The sequence below is a fragment of the Blastococcus sp. CT_GayMR19 genome (assembly GCF_004570385.1).
Taxonomy (GTDB): Bacteria; Actinomycetota; Actinomycetes; order Mycobacteriales; family Geodermatophilaceae; genus Blastococcus_B.
The window spans coordinates 87,880-108,082 of sequence record NZ_SPQL01000013.1 but is presented as its reverse complement, the minus strand read 5'-3'; the positions used below and the strand labels follow the sequence as shown (position 1 = coordinate 108,082).

At 73.9% G+C, this 20,203-nt stretch carries 18 protein-coding genes and 1 pseudogene; 8 read left to right on the top strand and 11 right to left on the bottom strand.

What is annotated here, in order from left to right:
- Positions 1–146: 146 nt before the first annotated feature.
- The 4 genes from E4P39_RS17375 (at position 147) to E4P39_RS22695 (ending at position 2,737) form a co-directional block, all read left to right on the top strand.
- On the top strand, positions 147–542 hold the full coding sequence (locus tag E4P39_RS17375) for a GntR family transcriptional regulator (protein WP_135137829.1): 396 nt from the start codon (positions 147–149) through the stop codon (positions 540–542).
- Positions 539–1,438, top strand: a complete 900-nt coding sequence (locus E4P39_RS17370) for an ABC transporter ATP-binding protein (RefSeq protein WP_135137828.1) — start codon at positions 539–541, stop codon at positions 1,436–1,438. Before E4P39_RS17375 ends, E4P39_RS17370 begins: the two co-directional genes overlap by 4 nt.
- Complete coding sequence (locus E4P39_RS17365; protein WP_135137827.1) at positions 1,435–2,412, top strand: ABC transporter permease subunit; 978 nt, start codon at positions 1,435–1,437, stop codon at positions 2,410–2,412. Before E4P39_RS17370 ends, E4P39_RS17365 begins: the two co-directional genes overlap by 4 nt.
- Positions 2,413–2,608: 196 nt before the next feature.
- Positions 2,609–2,737, top strand: a complete 129-nt coding sequence (locus E4P39_RS22695; protein WP_209306586.1) for a helix-turn-helix domain-containing protein — start codon at positions 2,609–2,611, stop codon at positions 2,735–2,737.
- Between the two features lie 30 nt (positions 2,738–2,767).
- Here the strand turns inward: E4P39_RS22695 and E4P39_RS17355 are convergent, their stop codons facing one another.
- The gene (locus E4P39_RS17355; RefSeq protein WP_135137826.1) at positions 2,768–3,943 is read right to left on the bottom strand and encodes an ROK family protein; all 1,176 of its coding nucleotides are present in this window, start codon (positions 3,941–3,943) and stop codon (positions 2,768–2,770) included.
- A gap of 89 nt (positions 3,944–4,032) precedes the next feature.
- On the bottom strand, positions 4,033–4,677 hold the full coding sequence (locus tag E4P39_RS17350; protein WP_135137825.1) for an alpha/beta hydrolase: 645 nt from the start codon (positions 4,675–4,677) through the stop codon (positions 4,033–4,035).
- A gap of 122 nt (positions 4,678–4,799) precedes the next feature.
- Here E4P39_RS17350 and E4P39_RS17345 point away from each other — a divergent pair, with 122 nt between their 5' ends.
- Positions 4,800–6,224, top strand: a complete 1,425-nt coding sequence (locus tag E4P39_RS17345) for an NAD(P)/FAD-dependent oxidoreductase (protein ID WP_135137824.1) — start codon at positions 4,800–4,802, stop codon at positions 6,222–6,224.
- A gap of 296 nt (positions 6,225–6,520) precedes the next feature.
- Here E4P39_RS17345 and E4P39_RS23005 read toward each other — a convergent pair whose 3' ends face one another.
- From E4P39_RS23005 to E4P39_RS17330, 4 genes and pseudogenes are all read right to left on the bottom strand, one after another.
- Entirely contained in the window at positions 6,521–6,820 is a 300-nt protein-coding gene (locus E4P39_RS23005) for an erythromycin esterase family protein (RefSeq protein ID WP_245159915.1), read from the bottom strand.
- A gap of 54 nt (positions 6,821–6,874) precedes the next feature.
- Positions 6,875–7,154, bottom strand: a pseudogene (locus tag E4P39_RS23000) (erythromycin esterase family protein); the annotation flags it as partial.
- Positions 7,155–7,248: 94 nt separating this feature from the next.
- Complete coding sequence (locus E4P39_RS17335) at positions 7,249–8,394, bottom strand: glutamate--cysteine ligase (RefSeq protein ID WP_167761924.1); 1,146 nt, start codon at positions 8,392–8,394, stop codon at positions 7,249–7,251.
- A 228-nt stretch (positions 8,395–8,622) separates the two neighbouring features.
- Positions 8,623–10,602 (bottom strand): alpha-amylase family protein, encoded by a 1,980-nt coding sequence (locus E4P39_RS17330; protein WP_135137822.1) that lies wholly within the window; start codon positions 10,600–10,602, stop codon positions 8,623–8,625.
- A gap of 131 nt (positions 10,603–10,733) precedes the next feature.
- Between E4P39_RS17330 and E4P39_RS17325 the strand changes: the two genes are divergently transcribed.
- The gene (locus E4P39_RS17325) at positions 10,734–11,690 is read left to right on the top strand and encodes a trypsin-like peptidase domain-containing protein (protein ID WP_135137821.1); all 957 of its coding nucleotides are present in this window, start codon (positions 10,734–10,736) and stop codon (positions 11,688–11,690) included.
- Between the two features lie 6 nt (positions 11,691–11,696).
- On the opposite strand, the gene E4P39_RS17320 is transcribed toward E4P39_RS17325, so the two are convergent.
- Both E4P39_RS17320 and E4P39_RS17315 read right to left on the bottom strand, forming a co-directional pair.
- A complete protein-coding gene (locus E4P39_RS17320) occupies positions 11,697–12,227 on the bottom strand; it encodes a YceI family protein (RefSeq protein ID WP_135137820.1) in 531 nt (176 codons plus the stop codon).
- Positions 12,224–12,835, bottom strand: coding sequence for a hypothetical protein (locus E4P39_RS17315; protein ID WP_209306585.1), 612 nt, complete (start codon positions 12,833–12,835; stop codon positions 12,224–12,226). The genes E4P39_RS17320 and E4P39_RS17315 overlap by 4 nt, the downstream gene beginning before the upstream one ends.
- A 175-nt stretch (positions 12,836–13,010) precedes the next feature.
- On the opposite strand from E4P39_RS17315, the gene E4P39_RS17310 reads away from it, so the two are divergent.
- Entirely contained in the window at positions 13,011–15,896 is a 2,886-nt protein-coding gene (locus E4P39_RS17310) for an AAA family ATPase (protein WP_209306584.1), read from the top strand.
- A 2-nt stretch (positions 15,897–15,898) separates the two neighbouring features.
- Positions 15,899–17,287: an FAD-dependent oxidoreductase gene (locus E4P39_RS17305; protein ID WP_135137818.1), complete on the top strand. Its 1,389-nt coding sequence runs from the start codon at positions 15,899–15,901 to the stop codon at positions 17,285–17,287.
- 7 nt (positions 17,288–17,294) lie between these two features.
- Here E4P39_RS17305 and E4P39_RS17300 read toward each other — a convergent pair whose 3' ends face one another.
- The 3 genes from E4P39_RS17300 to E4P39_RS17290 all read right to left on the bottom strand — a co-directional run bounded on the left by E4P39_RS17300 (position 17,295) and on the right by E4P39_RS17290 (position 20,104).
- The gene (locus tag E4P39_RS17300; protein ID WP_135137817.1) at positions 17,295–18,101 is read right to left on the bottom strand and encodes an SDR family oxidoreductase; all 807 of its coding nucleotides are present in this window, start codon (positions 18,099–18,101) and stop codon (positions 17,295–17,297) included.
- A gap of 114 nt (positions 18,102–18,215) precedes the next feature.
- Positions 18,216–19,595, bottom strand: coding sequence for a pre-toxin TG domain-containing protein (locus tag E4P39_RS17295; protein ID WP_167761922.1), 1,380 nt, complete (start codon positions 19,593–19,595; stop codon positions 18,216–18,218).
- Positions 19,596–19,918: 323 nt separating this feature from the next.
- Positions 19,919–20,104, bottom strand: coding sequence for a hypothetical protein (locus E4P39_RS17290; protein ID WP_135137815.1), 186 nt, complete (start codon positions 20,102–20,104; stop codon positions 19,919–19,921).
- Between the last annotated feature and the right edge of the window lie 99 nt (positions 20,105–20,203).

Sequence of the window (20,203 nt, the reverse complement as noted above, 5' to 3'; positions counted from 1 at the left end):
CGGGGCCCACTCGGCGCGACCGTCCTCGCTGGCGCCCTGACCAGGCGTGCGCCCGGATACGGTGCCGCGGGCGTGCGTACGCGTCGGGCTCTCTTGCCCCCCCCTTCTGCTTTACTGTGATCCTAGTAAAGCAGTAAGGGGCAACCGTGTTCGTCTTCCGGCTCGACACCCACTCCGGCGTGCCGCCGTACCTGCAACTCGTCCAGCAGGTCCGCCAGGCAGTCCTGCTGGGCTTCCTCCAACCCGGGGACCGCCTCCCGCTCATCCGCGAGGTGGTCGAGCACCTGGCGATCAATCCGAACACCGTCGCCAAGGCGTACCGGCAGATGGAGCAGGAGAACCTGGTCACCGGCCGGCCCGGCCAGGGCACGTTCGTCAATGAACAGCAGTCGGCCGCGATGCCGGCATCGACGTACACGTCGCTGGGCCGCGGCCTGGCGACCTGGCTGCGCCGCGCCTACGCCGCCGGCCTCGACGAGCAGGCGGTCAACGCGCTTTTTGCTTCCGTCCACCAGCAGACCAGGAATGAGGGCGTGGCGTGACGGAGACCGAGTTCGCGCTGCGCACCGAGGGTGTGGGCAAGCGATACCGGAAGGGCTGGGCGCTGCGCGACTGCACCCTGACCCTGCCGGCCGGCGGCGTGATCGCCCTGGTCGGGCCGAACGGCGCGGGCAAGACCACGCTGCTGCGCCTGGTCGTCGGGTTGCTGGCACCGAGCACCGGCACCGTGGAGGTCCTCGGCCACGACGTCACCGCCAGCACCCCGCACACCCTGTCCCGGGTCGGGTTCCTGGCCCAGGACCACCCGCTGTACAAGCGCTTCACCGTCGCCGAGATGCTCCGATTCGGCCGGGCCTGCAACCTGCGGTTCGACCAGGGGCTGGCCGAACGCCGGCTGGCGAAGCTGGGTATCCCGCTCGACCGCAGAACCGGGTCGCTCTCCGGTGGGCAGCAGGCCCAGGTCGCGTTGGCCCTTGCCCTGGCGAAGCGTCCGGACCTCCTCGTCCTCGACGAGCCGGTGGCCAGCCTCGACCCGCTGGCCCGGCACGAGTTCCTTCAGGTCCTCATGGGCGCGGTCGCCGAAGGCGGGGTGACCGTCCTGTTCTCCTCCCACCTCGTGCACGAGCTGGAGCGCGTCTGCGACCACCTGATCGTGCTCAACCACGGCCGGGTCACGCTCACCGGTGACATCGACACCCTCCTCGCCGAGCACCGGCTGCTCGTCGGCCCGCGCACGGCCACCGACCTCGACCGGGCGGGCGCCGTCGTGGAGGCCGTCCACAGCGACCGGCACACGACCCTGCTGGTCCGCGACGGCGCACTTCCCACCGCGCCAGGCTGGCAGGCCCACCCGGTCGCGCTGGAGGACCTGGTGCTGGCGTACCTCCGTCGGCCGTCCGAGCCGAGCGCCACGGTTCCGTCGGGGGCGGCGGCATGACGTGGTTGATCTGGCGCCAGCACCGGGCCGAGGTCTGCGTCCTGGGCCTGCTCGTCGGCATGTTCGGCATTGCCCTGCTCGTGCTCGGGACGCAGGCCCACGACCTGTTCCCCGGCGGTCCCGCCCGATGTGCGGGCGAGGCCGGCATCAACGAGGGCTGCGCGGCCTCCTTCCGCCGGCTCGACGAGGACTTCGGGTTCGTCGAGAACCTCCTGGCGGCGTTCTACCTGGTCCCAGTCGTCATCGGTGCGTTCCTCGGTGCGCCGCTGCTCGCGCGCGAACTGGAGGACGGCACCTGGCAGCTCGCCTGGACGCAGGCCATGCCGCGGATGCGCTGGCTGGCGGCCAAGCTCGCGGCACTGGCCGGCGTCACCGTCATGCTCACCGCGCTGTTCTCCGCGGTGCTCACCTGGTTCCGTCAGCCATTCGACGCGTGGGAAGGGCGGTTCCAGTACGACGCCTTCGACCTGGAGGGACTCGTTCCGGTGGCGTACGCGCTGTTCGCGTTCGGCGTCGCCACCGTCGCCGGGGCGATCCTGCGGCGCAGCCTGCCCGCGTTCGGCGTCGCGTTCGGGGCGTTCCTCGCCGCCCGGATGTCGGTGGCGCTGTTGGCCCGTCCCGCGTACGCCACGCCGCTCACCACCATGGAGCCGGTCCCCGTCGGCGGCTCGACGGACCAGGCGGGGAACGGGACCGTGCCCAGCTTCGCCGACTGGACGATCGAACACGGCTACGCAGACGCCACCGGGCGCAAGCTGAGCGGGACCGAGTACTACGAGCTGGAGGGCGCCGCCAACCAGGCCGGCACCAACTTCAACCAGTTCCTGCACGCGCGGGGCGTCCAGCAGTTCGAGGTCTACCACCCGGCCGACCGGTTCTGGACGTTCCAGCTCATGGAGGCGGCCCTGTTCGTCGCCGTCGCGGTGGTCCTGATCGGTGTGGTGGTTTGGCGGGTACGGCGCCGTATCGTCTAGTGCCCTGACCAACACCCACACGGTGTTGGTTGACACGCTGTTCGGCTTGTCGGCCGGGCGGCGTGTCGACGTTCACGCTCTGTGGATGGCAGAACCCGTGCGTGTGCGGAGGCTGTCTGACCGGGAGGATCAGCAAGTTGCCGCGGATCACTCGAGAGGTACTGGCTCGGCGATTCGGCTGCGTCGGGCGATAGTGGTGCCGGCCTCGGCCGGTGGGATCACCGTGGCGGCGAATGCCCGGCTGCTGCAGGCCGACGAGGACTCGGTCCGCCAGGTCATCCATCGGTTCAACGAGCTGGGGATGGCCAGCCTGGACCCCGCCTGATCAACACCACGGACGTTTCTGGTCCAGGCACTAGCTGCCGTGGAGCAGCGCGAGGGCCTGGACCGAGTCCTCGTCCAGGAACTCGTCGATCGCCATCAGCGCGGCGCCGACCCTGCCGGAGAGGTCGGGCGCATCGCTGACCGTGATCTCCAGGGCCCGGGCAGCCAGCGGCATGGAACGGCCGTAGACCGCCTCCCGGATCCCCGCGAGCAACGGGGCGCCCGCGCGGGCCACTCCTCCGGTCATGACGATGGAGTGCGGGTTGAAGAAGTTGACCAACGCGGCGAGCACCGTGCCGATCGTCCGGCCGGCATTGCGGACCAGCTCGATCGCCGGACCGTCGCCCTGGGCCGCCAGCTCGACGAGCTGCCGCACCGTGGTCACCGGCAGGCCCGCCGCGATGGCGTCGCGGAGCAGTGCCCCGCCCCCGGCGATCGCCTCGAGGCAGTTCTCGTTGCCGCACCGGCAGACCACCGTGCGCCCGTCGGGCTGCGCGACGTAGATGTGCCCGATGTCGCCGGCGCTGCCCTGCGCCCCGCGGTACACCCGCCCCTCCACGATGACACCGCAGCCGATGCCCGTCCCGACCTTCACGACGAGCACGTCCTGGATCGATCCGCCGATCCCGATCTCCCCCAGCGCCATCACGTTCACGTCGTTGTCGACGTAGACCGGGCACTCGTAGCGGCCGAACGCGCCGGGGATCGGGTAGTCGTGCCAGCCCGGCATGATCGGCGGATGGGACGGCCGCCCGGTCGAGAATTCCACCGGACCGGGCACTCCCACGCCCACGACGCACACGTCGGCCGGGGTGAGGCCGGCCTCGGCGAGTACCTGCTGGGCCAGCCGGTCGACCTCCGCGAGGACCACGACGGGACCGTCGGCGATGTCGATCGGGTGACCCACCGTGGCGAGGATCCGCGCGGACAGATCGGTGACCGCGACGTCGACGCTCGTGACTCCCAGGTCCACCGCAAGGACGCACCCCGCCCGGCTGTTGAACTGCAGCAGCGTGGGCGGTCGCCCTCCCGTGCTCCACCCCCGCCCGCCCTCTTCCAGGAGGTTGGCCGCGATCAGCTCGTCGACCCGCGCGCTCACCGTGTTGCGTGAGGCTCCGGTCAGCGCCACCAGCTCGGTGCGGCTGCGCGCGCGCCCGGTACGCACATGGCGCAGCAGGGCGCCGGCCGAGGCAGAGGTGTGCGCCACGCCGCCATAGTGGCACGCCGCAGCGTCCGGTCCTCCCGCCCGCGAGACCGGTTCCGGGGAGGCACCACCCGAAAGCAGGAGCCGGCCGGTCATCCGCCCAGGGCGTCCCGCAGGATGCCCGCGACCTCGTCCGGGTGGGTCTGCACCGTCATGTGCGCGGCACCGGGCAGCTCGACGAGCCGCCCCCGCGGCGCGGCGTCGGCGAGCCGGACCGCCCAGTCATGCGGGCAGAGCCGGTCGCGGGTCCCCCGGACGACGACCACCGGCACGCGCACGTCCCGCAGGCGGGAGTCGATCCGGTCCGGGGCCGCGGACCGCCACAGCGCGACCATCGCCCTGGGCCCGGTGTGCCACCACTGCGCGAGGACCAGCGGCAACTGCCACCACGACTCCGCCCACGCCGTCCCCAGCCACCGCCCGGCCAACCCGGCGGCCGACCGCAGCCGGGGGTCCGTCGTCGGGCCGAGCAGCACGACGGCGACCACCCGCGGGTCGCGCGCCGCGACGGCCACCACCTGACAGCTCTGCGAGTGCCCGGCCAGGACGACCGGCCCCTCCCCGACCTCCGCCAGCAGCCGGCGGGCCAGCTCGTCCAGCGGGGGGACCGGCCCGGGCAGGCCCATGCCGGGCAGGGCGACGACGGCCGCCGGTATGCGTTCGCGCACCCGGGCCGAGGACCGCTCGTCGAGGCCGAGGCCGGGCACCAGTACGACGCAGGCAGGGGCAGCACGCATCCCGAGTGGTCTACCCCGCTCCCGCGGGACCCGCGAACCGGCGCCGGAGCGGGCAGACTGTGTCCCGGATCGCTCAATGGCACCCAGGGCGGCACCCCCCGAAGTGGGAGGATGAAGTCATCATGACGACATCACTAGCGCGTGCTCCTGCAGGTCACGACTCCGCCGGCGGCCGGCCGCGCGTGGTCATCATCGGTTCCGGGTTCGGCGGCCTGTTCGCGGCCCAGGCGCTGCGCAAGGCCCCGGTCGACGTCACGATCATCGCCAAGACCGGCTACCACCTCTTCCAGCCGCTGCTGTACCAGGTGGCGACCGGGATCCTCTCCGAGGGGGAGATCGCGCCCGCCACCCGCGAGATCCTGCGCAAGCAGGCGAACGCGCTGGTCCTGCTCGGTGAGGTCACCGACATCGACCTGGCCGGCCGCACCGTCACCTCCTCGGTGCTGGGCCGCACCACTCTGCACCCCTACGACGAGCTGATCGTCGCGGCCGGCGCGGGCCAGTCCTACTTCGGCAACGACCGGTTCGCCGAGTTCGCACCCGGCATGAAGAGCATCGACGACGCCCTCGAACTGCGCGGGCGGATCTTCGGCGCCTTCGAGCTGGCCGAGCTCGCCGAGGACCAGGCCGAGATCGACCGGCTGCTCACCTTCGTGGTCGTCGGCGCCGGCCCCACCGGTGTCGAGATGGCCGGGCAGATCGCGGAGCTGGCACGGCGCACGCTGCGCCGCGACTTCCGCCGCATCGACCCCACCACCGCCCGCGTCGTGCTCCTGGACGCCGCCCCCTACGTGCTGCCCTCGTTCGGGGAGAAGCTCGGCGGGCGCGCCCGCCGCCAGCTCAACCAGACCGGCGTCGAGGTGCAGCTCGGGGCGATGGTCACCGACGTGGACGCCGACGGCATCGAGATCAAGGAGGCCGACGGGCAGGTCCGCCGCATCAACGCGGCCACGAAGATCTGGGCCGCGGGCGTCCAGGCCAGCCCGCTGGCGCGCCTGCTGGGCGAGCAGTCCGGCGCCGAGGTCGACCGCGCCGGGCGGGTCGCGGTGCTGCCGGACCTGAGCCTCCCCGGGCACCCCGAGGTCCAGGTCGTCGGCGACATGATGTCGCTGGACAAGCTGCCCGGTGTCGCACAGGTGGCCATCCAGGGCGGCCGCTACGCCGCGGACCAGATCAAGCGCCGCATCGCCGGCAAGGCCCCCCGCGAGCCGTTCAAGTACTCCGACAAGGGCTCGATGGCGACGATCTCGCGGTTCCACGCCGTCGTCGACCTCGGGAAGCTGAAGTTCGAGGGATTCATCGCCTGGCTCATGTGGCTGGCCCTGCACCTCTTCTACATCGTCGGCTTCAAGAGCCGGATCACCACCGTGCTCCACTGGCTGGTCAGCTTCATGGGCCGCGGGCGTTCCCAGCGGGTCGCCACCCAGCAGCAGGTGTACGGCCGCCTGGCGCTGGAACACCTGGGCCCCGACTTCGAGGCGTCCAAGACCGGCGGTCCGAAGACGTCACCCGTGGACGAGGACATCACCGGGCGCGAGTCGGCCTGACCTGCCGGGTCACGGCCCGTCCGGCCACCGACGCGGGAGCCAGGACCAGGACGCCGCGGTCGCCCGCGAGCCGGCCGATGACCGCGGGGCTGTGCCCGCCGCCGCCCCCCGCGCCGTGGATGAAGACGACGAACGGGCGCGGGCGTGGCGTGCCCCGGTGGCACGGCGAACATCGCCTCCGCGCCCGGTCCCGGCTCGAGAGCGTGCAGACCAGCGGGCAGCGGAGCGGACGGGAGCTCCGGTGGGGGCCGGCTCGCCAGGCGCGCGTCGCGGGTACGCCCGGGGAAGACCACCGCTCAGACCGCGTGGGCCAGGCGCGGGACGTGCTCGTCGGCGCGCTCCAGGTGCAGCGGCTGCAGCGCCGAGGTCTCCTCCAGGTAGAGGAAGGCGTCGTAGCGGTCCCCCAGCACGGTGGACACGTAGTTGCCCCACTTCTCCCGCTCCGGCCGGTAGACGACGCCGATCGCCCGGTGATCCAGCCGGCGGTCGAGCCACTCGGCGCGGCCCCGCCGCGGCCAGACGAACAGCGCGTCCTCGCCCACATTGTCGTGCAGCAGCGCCTCCAGGCTGCCGGAGCGCGCGGGCGGGACCGCCATGCGCGCCATCTGCGCGCCCCACTGTCGCGCGGTAGTAGCGCTCGGCGTCGACGACGACTGCGGCGTTCTGCTCGGCCGAGAAGCGCTCCTCCGGGTCGTCGTCGAACCTGCGGCTGCCACGTTCCTCGCACAGGTGGTGCCACAGGTCGACGACGGTCTGCTCGCAGGAGTTGGGTGCGAACCGGCTGGCGAAGGCGTACTCGGCGCCGTCCTCGCCGAACGGCTCGAAGCACGCGAGCGCCTGGACGGCCCGGTCGACCTGGCCGGGCTCGTGCTCGCGCAGCCAGCCGATCAGCGCGTGCATCGAGTCCCACAGGCTGTAGATGCCGTCCATCGCACTCCCCCGGCGTTCCGCGGCAGTCGGACCTGCCCTGCCGTGGGCCTGCGATACCCCGGCGGCCGGGCCGGCTCACCCGCGTCCGGTCGGTTCAGACGCCGGGGACGCCGTCGGCGACCATCCGGGCGGCGATCGCCCGCCGGTCGCCGGTGCGCAGCCAGATCTGCCGCTGCCGCGCCGCCGAGGTGCCCCGCGAGAACAGCCGCGCCACCAGCTCGCTGACCTCGGTCCACTCGTCGCGACCGCGGAGGTCGTCCTCCAGTTCGGCCAGCAGGCGACGGACCGCCAGTCGCGCGTCCACGGCCGCGCCCAGCACCGGGTCGAACAGCTGGCCGCCGATGCCGTGCCGGGCGGCCCGCCAGCGCGCCGCCCGGAGCAGCTCCGCGCGCGGCTGCGGGCACGGCTCGCCCCGCTCGGCCCGCGCGGCCAGCACGCGCACCAGCGACCGGACGAGCGCCGCGTGCAGGACGGCGTCGTCCACGTGCGTGCAGACGTCGGCGAGGCGGAACTCCAGGGTGGGCAGGTGGTAGGAGGGCCGCACGTCCCAGTACAGATGCGACCGGTCCGCGACGACGCCGGACGCGACCAGCCCGGCCACTACCTCCTCGAACCGCTCGGGGCTGCCCATGTACTCGGGCGGCCCGGTGGTCGGCCAGCGCGACCACCAGAGGGTGCGGTAGCTCTCGTAGCCGGTGTCGACGCCGTCGTGGAACGGCGAGCTGCCGGTCATCGCCAGCAGCACCGGCAGGTAGGGCCGGGCGCGATCCATGACCGCGACGGCGGTGGCCAGGTCGGGCACGCCGACGTGCACGTGGCAGCCGCAGATGTCCTGCTGGGAGGCCAGCCCCGCCCACCGGTCGACCATCGCCTGGTAGCGCGGCGCGGGCGTGATGACCTGCTGCTGCCAGCCCCCGAACGGATGGGTGGACGTCGGCAGCACCGCGACGCCGGCCGCCGCGGCGGCCGCGGACGCCTCCCTCCGGGCGGTGACCAGCTCGGCCCGCAGCCCGTCCAGCGACTCGCAGATGCCGCTGGCCGTCTCGAGCTGGGTGGTGGCGATCTCGGCGTGGATCCGGGGGCCGATCTCCCGGCGCAGCGCCGCCGCGCAGAGGTCGGGGCTGGGGGTCAGCTCGAAGGTGACGGGGTCGACGAGGTGGAACTCCTCCTCGATCCCGAACGTGGCGCCGGCGGGAACCGGTTCGGGCACCGGCCCCGGCAGCACCGGGCCGGCGCTCACCGGGTCAGGGGGAACCATCGGAGGAGCCGCGGCGGAGTGCGCCAGGCGTGCGTCGGGAAAGGTGTCGGGACCTGCCGGCCGGACGGTCCACGCGCGGCTCCAGTGCACGGAGGGGACGTCGGCCTCGACGCCGCCGGCTGCCCCGCACGCGGGGTCGGCTGGTCATCAGCCGCGCGTGAAACGGTACGGCGCAGGGGTCCGGCCCGCATCCATTTCCGCGGCCGTCGCTCAGGGCTCGGCGAACCAGGCGTACCCGAGCCCCGGGAGCAGCAGCCGCCCGTCGCGGATGTCGGGCTGACCGTCACTGGTCAGCACCGGCTCGAACGTCCCGAAACCGGTCACCGTGTCCGCGTGGACGACCTGCATCGAGCGGCTCATGTTGGCCAGGCCGATGAAGGTGCCGTTGCGCGCGCTGCGCCGGCGCCACGCCAGCACGGCTGGGTTGCCCACGTCGAGGACCTGGCACTCGCCCCCGCCGCGCAGCACCGGGAGGGTGCGCCGTGCCTCCCCCAGCCGCCGCAGGGCGGTGAAGACCCGGCCCTCCAGCGAGGTGGGGTCCGACCGGCGTGCGGCGGCGGTCCAGTCCATCGGCGGACGGTGCATCCAGCGGTTGTCCGGGGCGCGCTCGGGATCGTCGAGGTACCCGGCGTCGTTGCGGAGGGCGAGCTCGTCGCCCATGTAGAGGAGCGGGATGCCGCCGAAGGCGTAGATGACTGAGTACAGCAGGACGAGGCGGCGGATCCCGCGTTCCAGCGCCACGGCGTCGCCCCGCTGCAGGGCGTCGTCGATCCCGCAGAGCGAGGCGGCCGACCCGGAGATCCGCGCGTCGCCGGTCGCCTCGTTCTCCTGGAACAGCGCCCCTCGCGCGAACGACCCGGGGAACCGGCCGCTGAAGAACTCGTTGAGGAAGCGCCGGTGGCCGTGGCCGCTCACGCCGACGGACCAGGCGTCGGTGTCGCTGACCGCCCAGCCGATGTCGTCGTGCCCCCGGACGTAGGTGACCCACGACGTCGACGGCGGGATCTGCGGGAGTCGGGCGAGCGCGTGCGCGGCCAGCCGGGCGTCCTCGGTGGCCAGGCTGCTCCAGAGCATCACCATGAGCTGGTTGTGGTACGCCAGCTCGCACTCCGGGCGGTACCGCTCGTGGCCGCCGAGGTAGGGCACCAGGTCCTCGGGCGACACGATGGCCTCGGCCTTGAAGACGACGCCGGGCGCGGCGAGCCGGGTCAGGGCGTGCAGCAGCTGCAGGAGGGTGTGCCCCTCGGGCTGGTTCTGGCAGGTGGTGCCGAGCCGCTTCCACATGAACGGGACGGCGTCCATCCGGAAGACGTCGATGCCGCGGTTGGCCAGCCAGGTGATCTCGCCCAGCATCGCCAGCGTCACCGCGGGGTTCGTGTAGTCGAGGTCCCACTGGTAGGGCCAGAACGTCGTCCACACCCAGCCGCCGGCGCCGCCGCAGGCCTCCGGTACCCAGGTGAACGAGCCCGGCGCCCGGTCGGGGAAGACCTCGGGGATGGTCGCGTCGTAGGCGTCGGGCATCGACCGGTCGGGGAACGCCGTGTAGAAGCCTGCGTAGGCCGCGTCGCCGGCCAGCCAGCCCTGCGCCCAGGGGTGCTCGCGCGCGGTGTGGTTGACGACGAGGTCGATGCACAGGTTCATCCCGCGGTCGTGCAGCTGCCGGGCGACGTCCTCGAGCTCGTCCATCGTGCCCAGCCGGGGGTCGACCGCGCGGTAGTCCAGCACCGCGTAGCCGCCGTCGTTCTCGCCGGGGCGCGGCGCCAGCAACGGCATCAGGTGGAGGTAGGTGGTGCCGAGCTCGGCGAGGTAGTCGAGCTTCCCGGGCAGCTCGCCGAGGGTGCCGCAGAAGCGGTCGACGTAGCAGACGTAGCCCTGCATGCGGGTGCGCTGGAACCAGCCGGGGTCGATCTCCCGCCGGCGGTCGAGGCGCCGGAGCTCGGCGGGGCGCTCGACGGCGGCGGCCAGCGCGACGCGCAGGGCCCGCCCGAGGAGCTGGTCGACCTCGGCCCGGCCGCCGTAGAGCACCGCGAGCCACTCGTGCAGATCGGCCAGGACGATCTCGACCCGGGCCAGGAAGGCGTCCGCCTCGTCGGGCCCCAGCGCGGCGACGGCGTCCGCCGTGAACGCGGGCCCCAGCCCCACCCACGCCTGCTCGGCCGCGCGGCGACGGGCCGCCTCCGTCGCCGTCACCGGGGCTCCGAGGAGATCACCGGGTCAGTATCGGGGTCGTGTTCGCCGAGGGCATGAGGCCGGAGCTGTTCCGCTCTGCTTCCGAGGGGTTCACTGGTCCTGTAAGCCGGTAATCGCGGAGGAGGCGGCCGATGAGCATCGCCCCGGAACCCGATCTCACCTCGGCGCTGGACGCCTACTCCCGGATCGTCACCGCCGTCGCGGCGGACCTCACCCCGCACGTCGCCGCCCTCGAGGTGACCGGCCACGACGGGCGGTCGGGCGCCGGTTCGGCCGTCGTGGTCAGCGCCGACGGCCTTCTCCTCACCAACGCCCACGTGGTGGCCCGCGCGGTCCGGGGCCGGGCGGTGTTCAGTGACGGCACGGAGGCCGACGTCGAGGTCGTCGGCGCCGATCCGCTGTCGGACCTGGCGGTGCTCCGATCGCGGACGGCGACCCCGCCCCCCGCGACCCTCGGCGACGCCGGCACGCTCCGGGTGGGCCAGCTGGTCGTGGTCGTCGGCAACCCGCTGGGGCTCACCGGGTCGGTGACCGCCGGGGTGGTCAGCGGGCTCGGCCGGTCGCTCCCCACCCGCGACGGGCGGACGGCGCGGGTGGTCGAGGACGTCATCCAGACCGATGCGGCCCTCAACCCGGGTAACTCCGGCGGCGCGCTGGCCGACTCCTCGTCCCGCGTGGTCGGGATCAACACCGCGGTCGCCGGCTGGGGCCTGGGGCTCGCCGTGCCGATCAACGACACCACCCGCCGGATCGTCGGCTCGCTGGTGAGCGACGGCCGGGTGCGCCGGGCCTACCTCGGGCTGGTCAGCACGCCGGCGCCGCTCCCGGCCCCGCTGGCCGAGCGCACGGGCCGCCGCCGCGGGCTGCGCATCGTCGACGTCGTGCCCGGCTCGCCAGCCGACCGGTCGGGGCTGAAGGCCGGCGACCTGGTGCTCGAGGCGGGGCGCCGGCCGGTCGCCGACGCCCAGAGCCTGCAGCGGCTGCTGTTCGCCGACGCGATCGGCCGGCCGCTGCCGATGACCGTGCACCGGCGTGGCGCGATGGTCGACGTGATCACCCTGCCGACGGAGCTGACCGGCGCCCGGTAGACGGGATCAGCCGGGGACGGTTCCGGCCAGCCACGCGTCGATCGTGATGGTCACCGTGCGGCCGATCATCAGGCTGGGCGCGCGGATGCCGACCGCCGTCCGGTCCAGCGTCGCGGTCGCCAACACGTGGACGGCGTCGCCGGTGGAATCGGCCAGGACGGCGCCGCAGAGAACCAGCGGGCAGGAGGTGCCCCGCAGAGTCAGAACGCCGTCGGCACGCCAGCCCGACGAGTCCCGCGTGATCGAGTCCGCCGTGTAGGTCATCACCGGGTGGTCGTCGACGTCGAGCAGACTCCGCTTGCGCAGGTCCAGGTCCCGGCGGGCGATGCCCGTGTCGACGGTGTCCAGGTCCAGTTCGGCCCGCATCCCGACAGGAATGCCGGACCGATCGACCTCGACCTCTCCCCGGGTGACCGCGACACGTCCGTGCACGACCTTGAACCCCAGGTTCGAAACGGTGAACGTCGCGCTGGTGCGGTCGACGATCGCGACCCAGAGGCCGGCGGCCAGCCGGACATCCGGTGTGGTGGCGGTCATGACCGCTCCCCCACGGTCGTCAGCACGGGCAGGTCCGCGAACAGCACCCGGTCGAGATGGACCCGGTCCGGCTCGGCGAGCAGCGCCGGGTCCTCGCCCGGCAGGAGTTCCGTTGCGAAGATCGCGCGCTGCACCTCCTCGTGCGTCTCCAGGTCGGTCGAGAGAGCGACGACCACCACGCCGTTGTCGGTGTCGCGGAGCTCGTGGACGGTGACGATCCCGGCCACGTCCCGGACCGCGGGCCACAGGCGTTCCCGGCCGGCCCGTTGCATGGCCTCGGCCTGGGCCTGGCTGCGCGGCCCGTCGAGGCACGTGCGCTGCGCGAACCGGGGGGTCCGGCCGGCCGCGACGCCGACGTGCGTCGCGGAGACCTCGTAGATCCCGGCGTCGAGCCAGACGGTCGAGCCGCCGGTGCGCCGGTCGACCGCGCCCGCCGCGGCGTCCGCGGTCGGCCAGAAGGCCAGCACCGCGCCGGTCAACCCGCTGAACTCGGCCAGCGTGCAGATGCCGGTGGCCGCTCCGCCGTGCAGGTCCCTCGCCAGGGCGGCGGCCCACTCCGGCGACTCCTCGGCGACCGACCGCCGGAACAGGTGGATGGTGGCGTGCATGGGGCGCTCCTCGGTCTCGTGAACCGGCCGCTCGGATGGACCGGTCATCGCGGTGCCGACCTTCCGGCGGACCGCCCCCGCGCACATCAGTGGGAGCACGCACCCGCACCACGCAATGCGAGGGCCCACGCAAATCCGGTACTGCGAACGGGCGGACGGGCGCGACACTGTGCCGGTGGCGGCGCCCGCGCATCGGAGCCCCTTCGTCGGCCGCGAGCGTGAACTGGCCGAGGTCCGGGAGGCGATGGCGGACGCGCGGGCGGGCACAGGCGCCCTGCTCCTCCTGAGCGGCCCGGCGGGGATCGGGAAGACACGGCTGGTCGAGGAGGCCGCGCCGCGCGGTGGCCGCGACGGCCTCCGCGTTCTCTGGGGCCGGGCAGTGGACGATCCGGGGGCACCACCGCTGTGGCCATGGCGGCGCGTGCTCGGGGCCCTCCCCGAAGTCGCGGCTGCAGTCACCACTGCGCTGGCCGAGGTCGACCTCCGCCCGGGCCGGACGGCCGACGCCGAGGCCGCCCGGTTCCGCTTCGTCGCGGCCGCCACCGAGGCCCTCCTGCAGGCGGCCGAGCCCGCGGGACTCGTGGTGGTGCTCGAGGACCTGCACTGGGCCGACGAGACGACGCTGCGGCTGCTGCGCCACGTCGCCGCGGACGTCCAGCGGTCCCGGCTGCTGGTGGTCGCCACCTATCGTGACCCGTCCTCGACGCCGGCCGCCACGGAGACGGTGACGGGCCTGCTGCGCGTACCGGCGGCGCACGCGGTCGTCCTCCGGCCGCTCACCGAACCGGACGTCCGCACGTACCTCCGCCAGGTGCTCCCCCATCCCGTGGCCGAGGCGACGACCCAGCAGGCCCACAGCCGGAGCGGCGGCAATCCGCTCTATCTGCGGGCGGTGGCCCGGTTGCTGGCCGACGGGCGGGGGCAACTGGCCTCGGGAGCCGCGGACGACGAGCTCCGCCAGGTCGTGCGCAGGACGGTCGCCGAACTGCCCCGCGACGTGCTGGACCTGGTGGCGACGGCGGCGGTGCTGGGCGAGGAACTCGACACCACGGTGCTCGCCGCGGTCTCCCAACGCCCTCCCGACGACGTCACCGAGGCCCTCGACGCGGCGATCCGGGCCGGGGTGCTCGCAGCCGACGCCGACGCCGCCGGCCGCCGCCGGTTCGTCCACGCGGTGGTCCGGGACGCGATCTACGCCGACCTCGACGCCAGCGCCCGCGAGATGCTTCACCGTCGCGCGGCCGAGGCACTGGAGGAGGCGGCGGCGACCGACTCCTCGGCCGCGGGCGTCGTCGCCGGGCACTGGCTGCGCGCGGCGGTCGAGCCGGCGACGCTCCGCCGGGCCGCCGGCTGGGCGCGGCGCGCGGCAGCGGCGGCGACCCGGTCACTCGCGTTCGACGAGGCCGCGCGCTTCCTCACCATGGCCCGGGACGGCCTGGTCCGGGCCGGCGCCGGCGACGACGAGCTCGCCGAGGTGCTGCTTGACCTCGCCACCGCGGAGTTCCGCGCCGGCCGGTTCGCGCAGAGCCTCGACGACGCCGAACGGGCATCCGCGGCCGCGCACTCGTGCGGGCGCAGGGACCTGGTGGCGGCCGCGGCGCTCGTGGTGCACGACGTGTCGTCCCCCGAGTTCCCGCCGATCCTCCTCCGGCTCTGCGAACGGGCACTGGCCGCCGTCGACGGGAGCGCCCAGCCCGCCCTACGGTCGCGGCTGCTGGCGCAGACGGCGTCGGCGCTGTGCGACGCCGGGCAGTTCGACCGGGGCGGCAGCGCGGCGGCCGAGGCGCTCGCGCTCGCGGAGGGCTCCGGCGATCCCGAGGCGCTCATCGACGCCGTCCGGGCGCGCGTCAAGTCCACACCGTTCGGGCTCGACGTCGCTGAGCGCCTGCGGCTGGGACAGATCGCGGTGAGCCTCGCCGAGTCGACCGGCCAGCCGCTCGTGGCGCTCTGGGGACACCAGTGGCGGATCGAGGGTGCGCTGTTGCTGGGCACGACGGCGGTCGTGGACCAGGAGCTGGACCAGGTCGGGGCTCTCGCCCGCGCCACGGGCCTGCCGCTCGTCCGCTGGCACGAGCTGCGGATGCGGGCGTCACTCGCGTGTCTGCGGGGCAGGTTCGCCGAGGGGCGGGCCCTCAACGCCGACGCTCGCGACCTGGCCCTCACCCGGCTGGCGCAGGACCGGTCCGCCCTCGGCATGTCCCATGCCTTCCTGCTGCAGCTGGCGCTGGTCACCGGGGAGCGCCCGCCGTGGGACGACGAGGCGCGGACGACCCTCGCGGACGCACCGGCCGTGCCCATCGTGCGGATCTCGCGCGCCCTCCTCCTACTGCTCGAGGGCCGGCGCGACGAGGCCGCCGATCTGTACGAGGAGCTGCGGCCGGAGGCCGGTGCACCGCACTTCGGCACGATGGTCCAGGGCGTGGTCATCAACCTGGTCCGGCTCGTGGCGGAGTTCGGCGACACCGAGACGGCGCGGGTGCTCGAGGCGGACATCGCCGCGCACCCCTTCGCCTCGGGTGGGGCGGGCATCTACTGCTCAGCGCCGTCGGACTACTACCTGGGGCGCCTCGCCGTGGTCCTGGGCCGGCCCGACGATGCCGCGGACCGCTTCGACCGGGCGGTGACCGTCGCCGCGCGGATGGGCGCCCGGCCCGCCGTCGTGCACGCCCGTCTCGGCGTGGCCGCGGCGCTGCTGGACCGAGCCGTGGGTGCGGAGCTTCCCCGGGCCGAGGCGCTGGCCCGCCAGGCGCTCGACGAGGCACGCCGGCTGGGCATGCCGGGATCGATGCGGTCCGCGGAAGCGCTGCTCCGGCGGGCGCGTGAGGCCGGGCGGGCCGCCGATCCACTGTCCGGCCGGGAGCGCGAGATCGCCACGCTGGTCGCGTCAGCCCTGAGCAACCGCCAGATCGCCGACCGCCTGGTCATCTCGGAGCGGACCGTCGAGAGCCACGTCCGGAACATCCTCGCCAAACTCGGCGTCGCCAATCGGACCGAGATCGCCACGTCGATGCTGCGGTCGGGCAGCGGCGCACGCACGTCCGCCGTACCGGTGAAGCAGTAGGCATGGGATCCGTCCTGATCTGCGGCGGCGGCGTCATCGGGCTGTCGACGGCCCTGATGCTGGCCCGCGACGGCCACCGGGTCACCGTGCTCGAGGCCGACCCGGCCGTGCCCCCGGCGCCCGGCGCCGCCTGGGACTGGGCGCGCCCCGGGATCGCGCAGTTCCACCAGCCGCACATCCTGCAGGCCCGCTTCCGCGAGATCTGCGACGCCGAGCTGCCCGGGCTGACCGACCGGCTCCGGGCGGCGGGCTGCGCGGCGGTCGACTACCTGTCCACCCCGCCACCAGGCCTCGACCGGACGTCGCAGCCCGGCGACGACCGCTTCCGCATGGTGACGGGCCGGCGGCCCGTGGTCGAGGCCGTGCTCGCCGAGGCGGCGGCCGAGGAGCCCGGGATCCGGCTGCGGCGGGGCGAGCGGATCGCGGGGCTGCTGCCCGGACCCGAGGTGCTCGAGGGCGTGCCGCACGCCGCCGGGGTGGCGACCTCCGAAGGTGAGGAGCTCGCCGCCGACCTGGTCGTGGACGCGACCGGGCGGAAGACACCGTCGGCGGCCTGGCTGGCGGGACTGGGCGCGCGTCCGCCGGTGCAGGAGTCCGAGGACCGCGGCTTCGCGTACTACAGCCGCTACTTCACCGGCCCGGTTCCGCCGCGACTTCTCGGGCCGGCGATCTCGCCGATGGGCAGCTTCTCGCTGCTGGCGCTGGACGGCGACAACTCCACCTGGTCGCTCACCGTCTTCGCCCTCACCCGCGACGCCCCGATGAAGGCGCTGCGCCTCCCCGAGGTGTTCGACCGGGTCGTCCGCGCCTGCCCGATGCAGGCGCACTGGCTCGACGGGCGCCCGCTGACCGGCGTCCTCGCCATGGCCGGGGTGCTCGACCGCCGTCGCCGGTTCGTCGTGGACGGCCGGCCGGTGGTGACCGGTTTCGCAGCGGTCGGCGACGCGTGGGCCTGCACCAATCCCTCCGGCGGCCGGGGACTCTCGGTCGGCCTGCTGCACGCGGCGTCGCTCCGTGCGGTGGTCCATGACCACCTGGGCGACCCCGCGGCGTTCGCGGCGGCGTGGGACGAATGCACCGAGCGGGTCGTGACGCCGTTCTGGGAGGCCCAGCGGTCGGCCGACCGCACGCGGATCGCCGACATGGCCGCCCGGGCGGAGGGCCGCGAGCCGCCGCCTCCCGACCCCGTGTTCGGCCGGTTCGCCGCCGCCGCGATGCACGACCCCGTCCTCTTCCGCGGGCTGCTGGAGATCGGGCTGTCCCTGGCCCTGCCCCGGGAGGTCCTCGCTCGTCCCGGTATGACCGAGCGCATCGAGCGGGCGGGTGCCGCCGAGCCGATGCGGCTGCCCGGCCCCGACCGGGGGCAGCTGCTGGAGCTGCTCGGGGCCTGAGGGCGGCTCAGGGCCGGCGCCAGTCGTCGGTCGTCAGGTGCGACCCGGCCATCGGACCCATCTGCAGCATGCCGCCGTCGACAGCCCACGACGCACCGGTGACGTAGGCGGCGGCCGGGGAGGCGAGGAACGCGACGACCGCGGCGACCTCGCGGGCGTCCCCTGGGCGGCGCAGCGGCACGCCCTGTCGCTCGTGCCCGGGGGCGGTCGGGTCCTCGTCCTCCTGCCCGGTCATGGGGGTGGCGATCTCGCCGGGCGCGACCGCGTTGACGGTGATGCCGTGCTCGGCGAGCTCCAGGGCCGCCACCTTGGTGAGCAGGTCGAGGCCCCCTTTCGCCGCGCAGTACGCCGCCGCGCCGACCCGGGGCTGATGCTCGTGGACGCTGGTGATGTTGACGATCCGGCCACCCCGCCCGGCGGTGATCATGCGGCGGGCGGCGCGCTGCAGGCAGAGGAACGCGCCGTCGAGATCGGTGGCCATCACCTCGCGCCAGGTGTCCAGGTCGAGGTCGAGCAGCGGGGTCGAGTGCCCGGTGCCGGCGTCGTTGACCAGGACGTCGACGCCGCCGAGCGCATCGGCCAGCGCGTCGACGACGTCGGCCGCGCCCGGGAGCCGGGTGAGATCGAGGTGCCGGACCTCCGCGCGCCGGCCGAGCCCGCGCACCTCCGCGGCGGTCTCCTCGGCCGCGGACTCCTCGCGGTACCAGGTGATGCCCACGTCGAAGCCCTGCCGTGCGAGCGCGACGGCGGTCGCCCTCCCGATGCCCGACTCCGATCCGGTGACGATCGCGACCCGCTGCCTCTGCCCGACCATGCCGCCACGCCAGGGATGGCGCACGGTCACCGCAGCGCAGCGATCGGCTGTCGACCCACGGCCGAGCCCCGAGGATGCGCGCCGGCGGTCCGGCCGCGGCGGCGGATCGAGCGTCTACTGCCGCCCGGCCCCGACCCGGCCGGCCGGGGCGGACATGGTCGTCGCCGCGGCCTCCGCCGTGACGAGCATCGAGGCAGGCCGGCGGAGGTCGTGGACGACCGCACCCCCTCGCATGATGAGAAGACGCGACACATCGAGGAACTCCGGTCTGCCCCACAACCGAGGCGCCGACTCGCGAAGTGCCTCGGCCGTCAACGACGAGGACGTGAGGTCGACCGCCACCACGCCGGCCTGCTGGTGCTTCTTGGCGATCGCCGACAGGGCGTTGGCCATTCTCGGGGAGCGGACGGTCCGGAACTCGACCAGCTGTCGGCCCACCACGAAGTCGCCGGTCCTGGCGCCGGGCAGATTCACGCCCACGACGGATTCCTGCTCGGCGATCTTGATCACGCGCTCGCCGAAGTGATCGGACAGCGCTGCGGCAGCACGCTGTTCCTCTGCAGTCATGTGTCCGGACAGGTCGACGATCCGCGCCGTCGAGCCGGTCTGCTTCGCAGCACGGAGCGTCTCGCCGACGAGGGCGCCTTCCCGCATTCGGCTGATGATGAAGTTCGCCTCGCGGATCTGAGCGACGGAGAGGGGACGCCCCGCCTTGACCGCCCACGCGAGGCGCCGCAGCCGCGCGGCCTGCCGCGGCGTGATTGCCCGGGTGCCCATCAGCAGCCGCCCGGCCTCCAGGATGGAGATCTGGCCGAACGCGCTGTGAGCGCTCACCAACGCGAGCCGGGCAGCCGCTGGGACCGCTCGTCCCGCACGCAGGAGCGGACCCAGCGCCCCGACCACGGCCGCTCCGCCGAGTATCGCGCGCTGGCCGACGCCCAGCGGCCGCCCGGACAGGTCGCGCCCGAGGATGGCCTCGCCGGCCGCAACGAGCGTGCCGACGATGGGGACCAAGGAGACATAGAACTCGAGGATGTCCTTGCCGACCTCCTCGATACCCGCACCCTCGGAAGCTGCGTACGGCCGCTCGCCGGTGAGCACCTCGAGGTACTCGCGCCCCGCCGAGAGCATCGTGGAGTAGTAGCCCCACGTGCCCTGGGACATCGGCTTCGATCCGTAGTCGGCCGCGATCTGGATGCGTGCCTCCATGCTTCGAGCAGCCTCGACGGAGAACCCGACGAGCATCTGCGCGGACTGGTGGGCGAGGCCGCGATCGCCGTACGCCTCGGCGACCCGTGCGGGGTTGGCGACCTCCCCCAACCACTCGCGGATGCCGGAGACGAGCACTTGCGCCGTCGCGAGATCCGGTGGATCGCGGGTGGCCAGCGCGCGGGCGTGCGCGAACATCGCGATGGCATTCGCCACGTCCGACCGCAGCACCGGCGGCGCGGCTGCCGCCTTGCTCGTGCCTCCGCCGTTCCGCTGGACGACCATCGCCGCGACCGGAGCGTCGCCGTCAGTCCTACCGCTCAACAGGCGCGCCACTGCCACGTTGCCTGCCGACTGCTGGAGCAGTTGCAGTGTGTGCGGCCCGGCGCCGCCCGCTCGGCCATGACGTGGACGCTCCCGTCCCAGGGCCACTGGCACTCCGCCGCGCGCATGCTCCGGGACGGGCCAACAGCCCTTCATCAGCCCAATCTAGATCCGGCGGATGCCCCGCCGAGGCATCAGCGGGTGGCGCAACAGGAACCGTTCGCTGCCCGAAAGGGACAGCCGTTCGAGCCGTGGAAGCACGTCGCGCCAGGGACGGCGCCCGGTCAGCGCAGCACGGCGGCGAGCCGCGCGTCCAGCAACCGGTCGACGTCGGCCACGGCGTCGGCGACGCGCCGCTCGTTCTCGGCCGACGGGCAGCGGGTGAACGAGCCCCGGGCCACGCCCAGTGCGATGTAGGCGACGGAGATGTCGAGGTCGATCTCGTCGACGGACGTGATGGTCGGGCTCATGGCGACCTCCTGGCGATGGCGTCTTCGGGACCGAACCTAGGTCGCAGGTATGACGGAATCGGGGCGCCGGAGTGAGCGGCGGGTTGCGTCCCGCCCCGT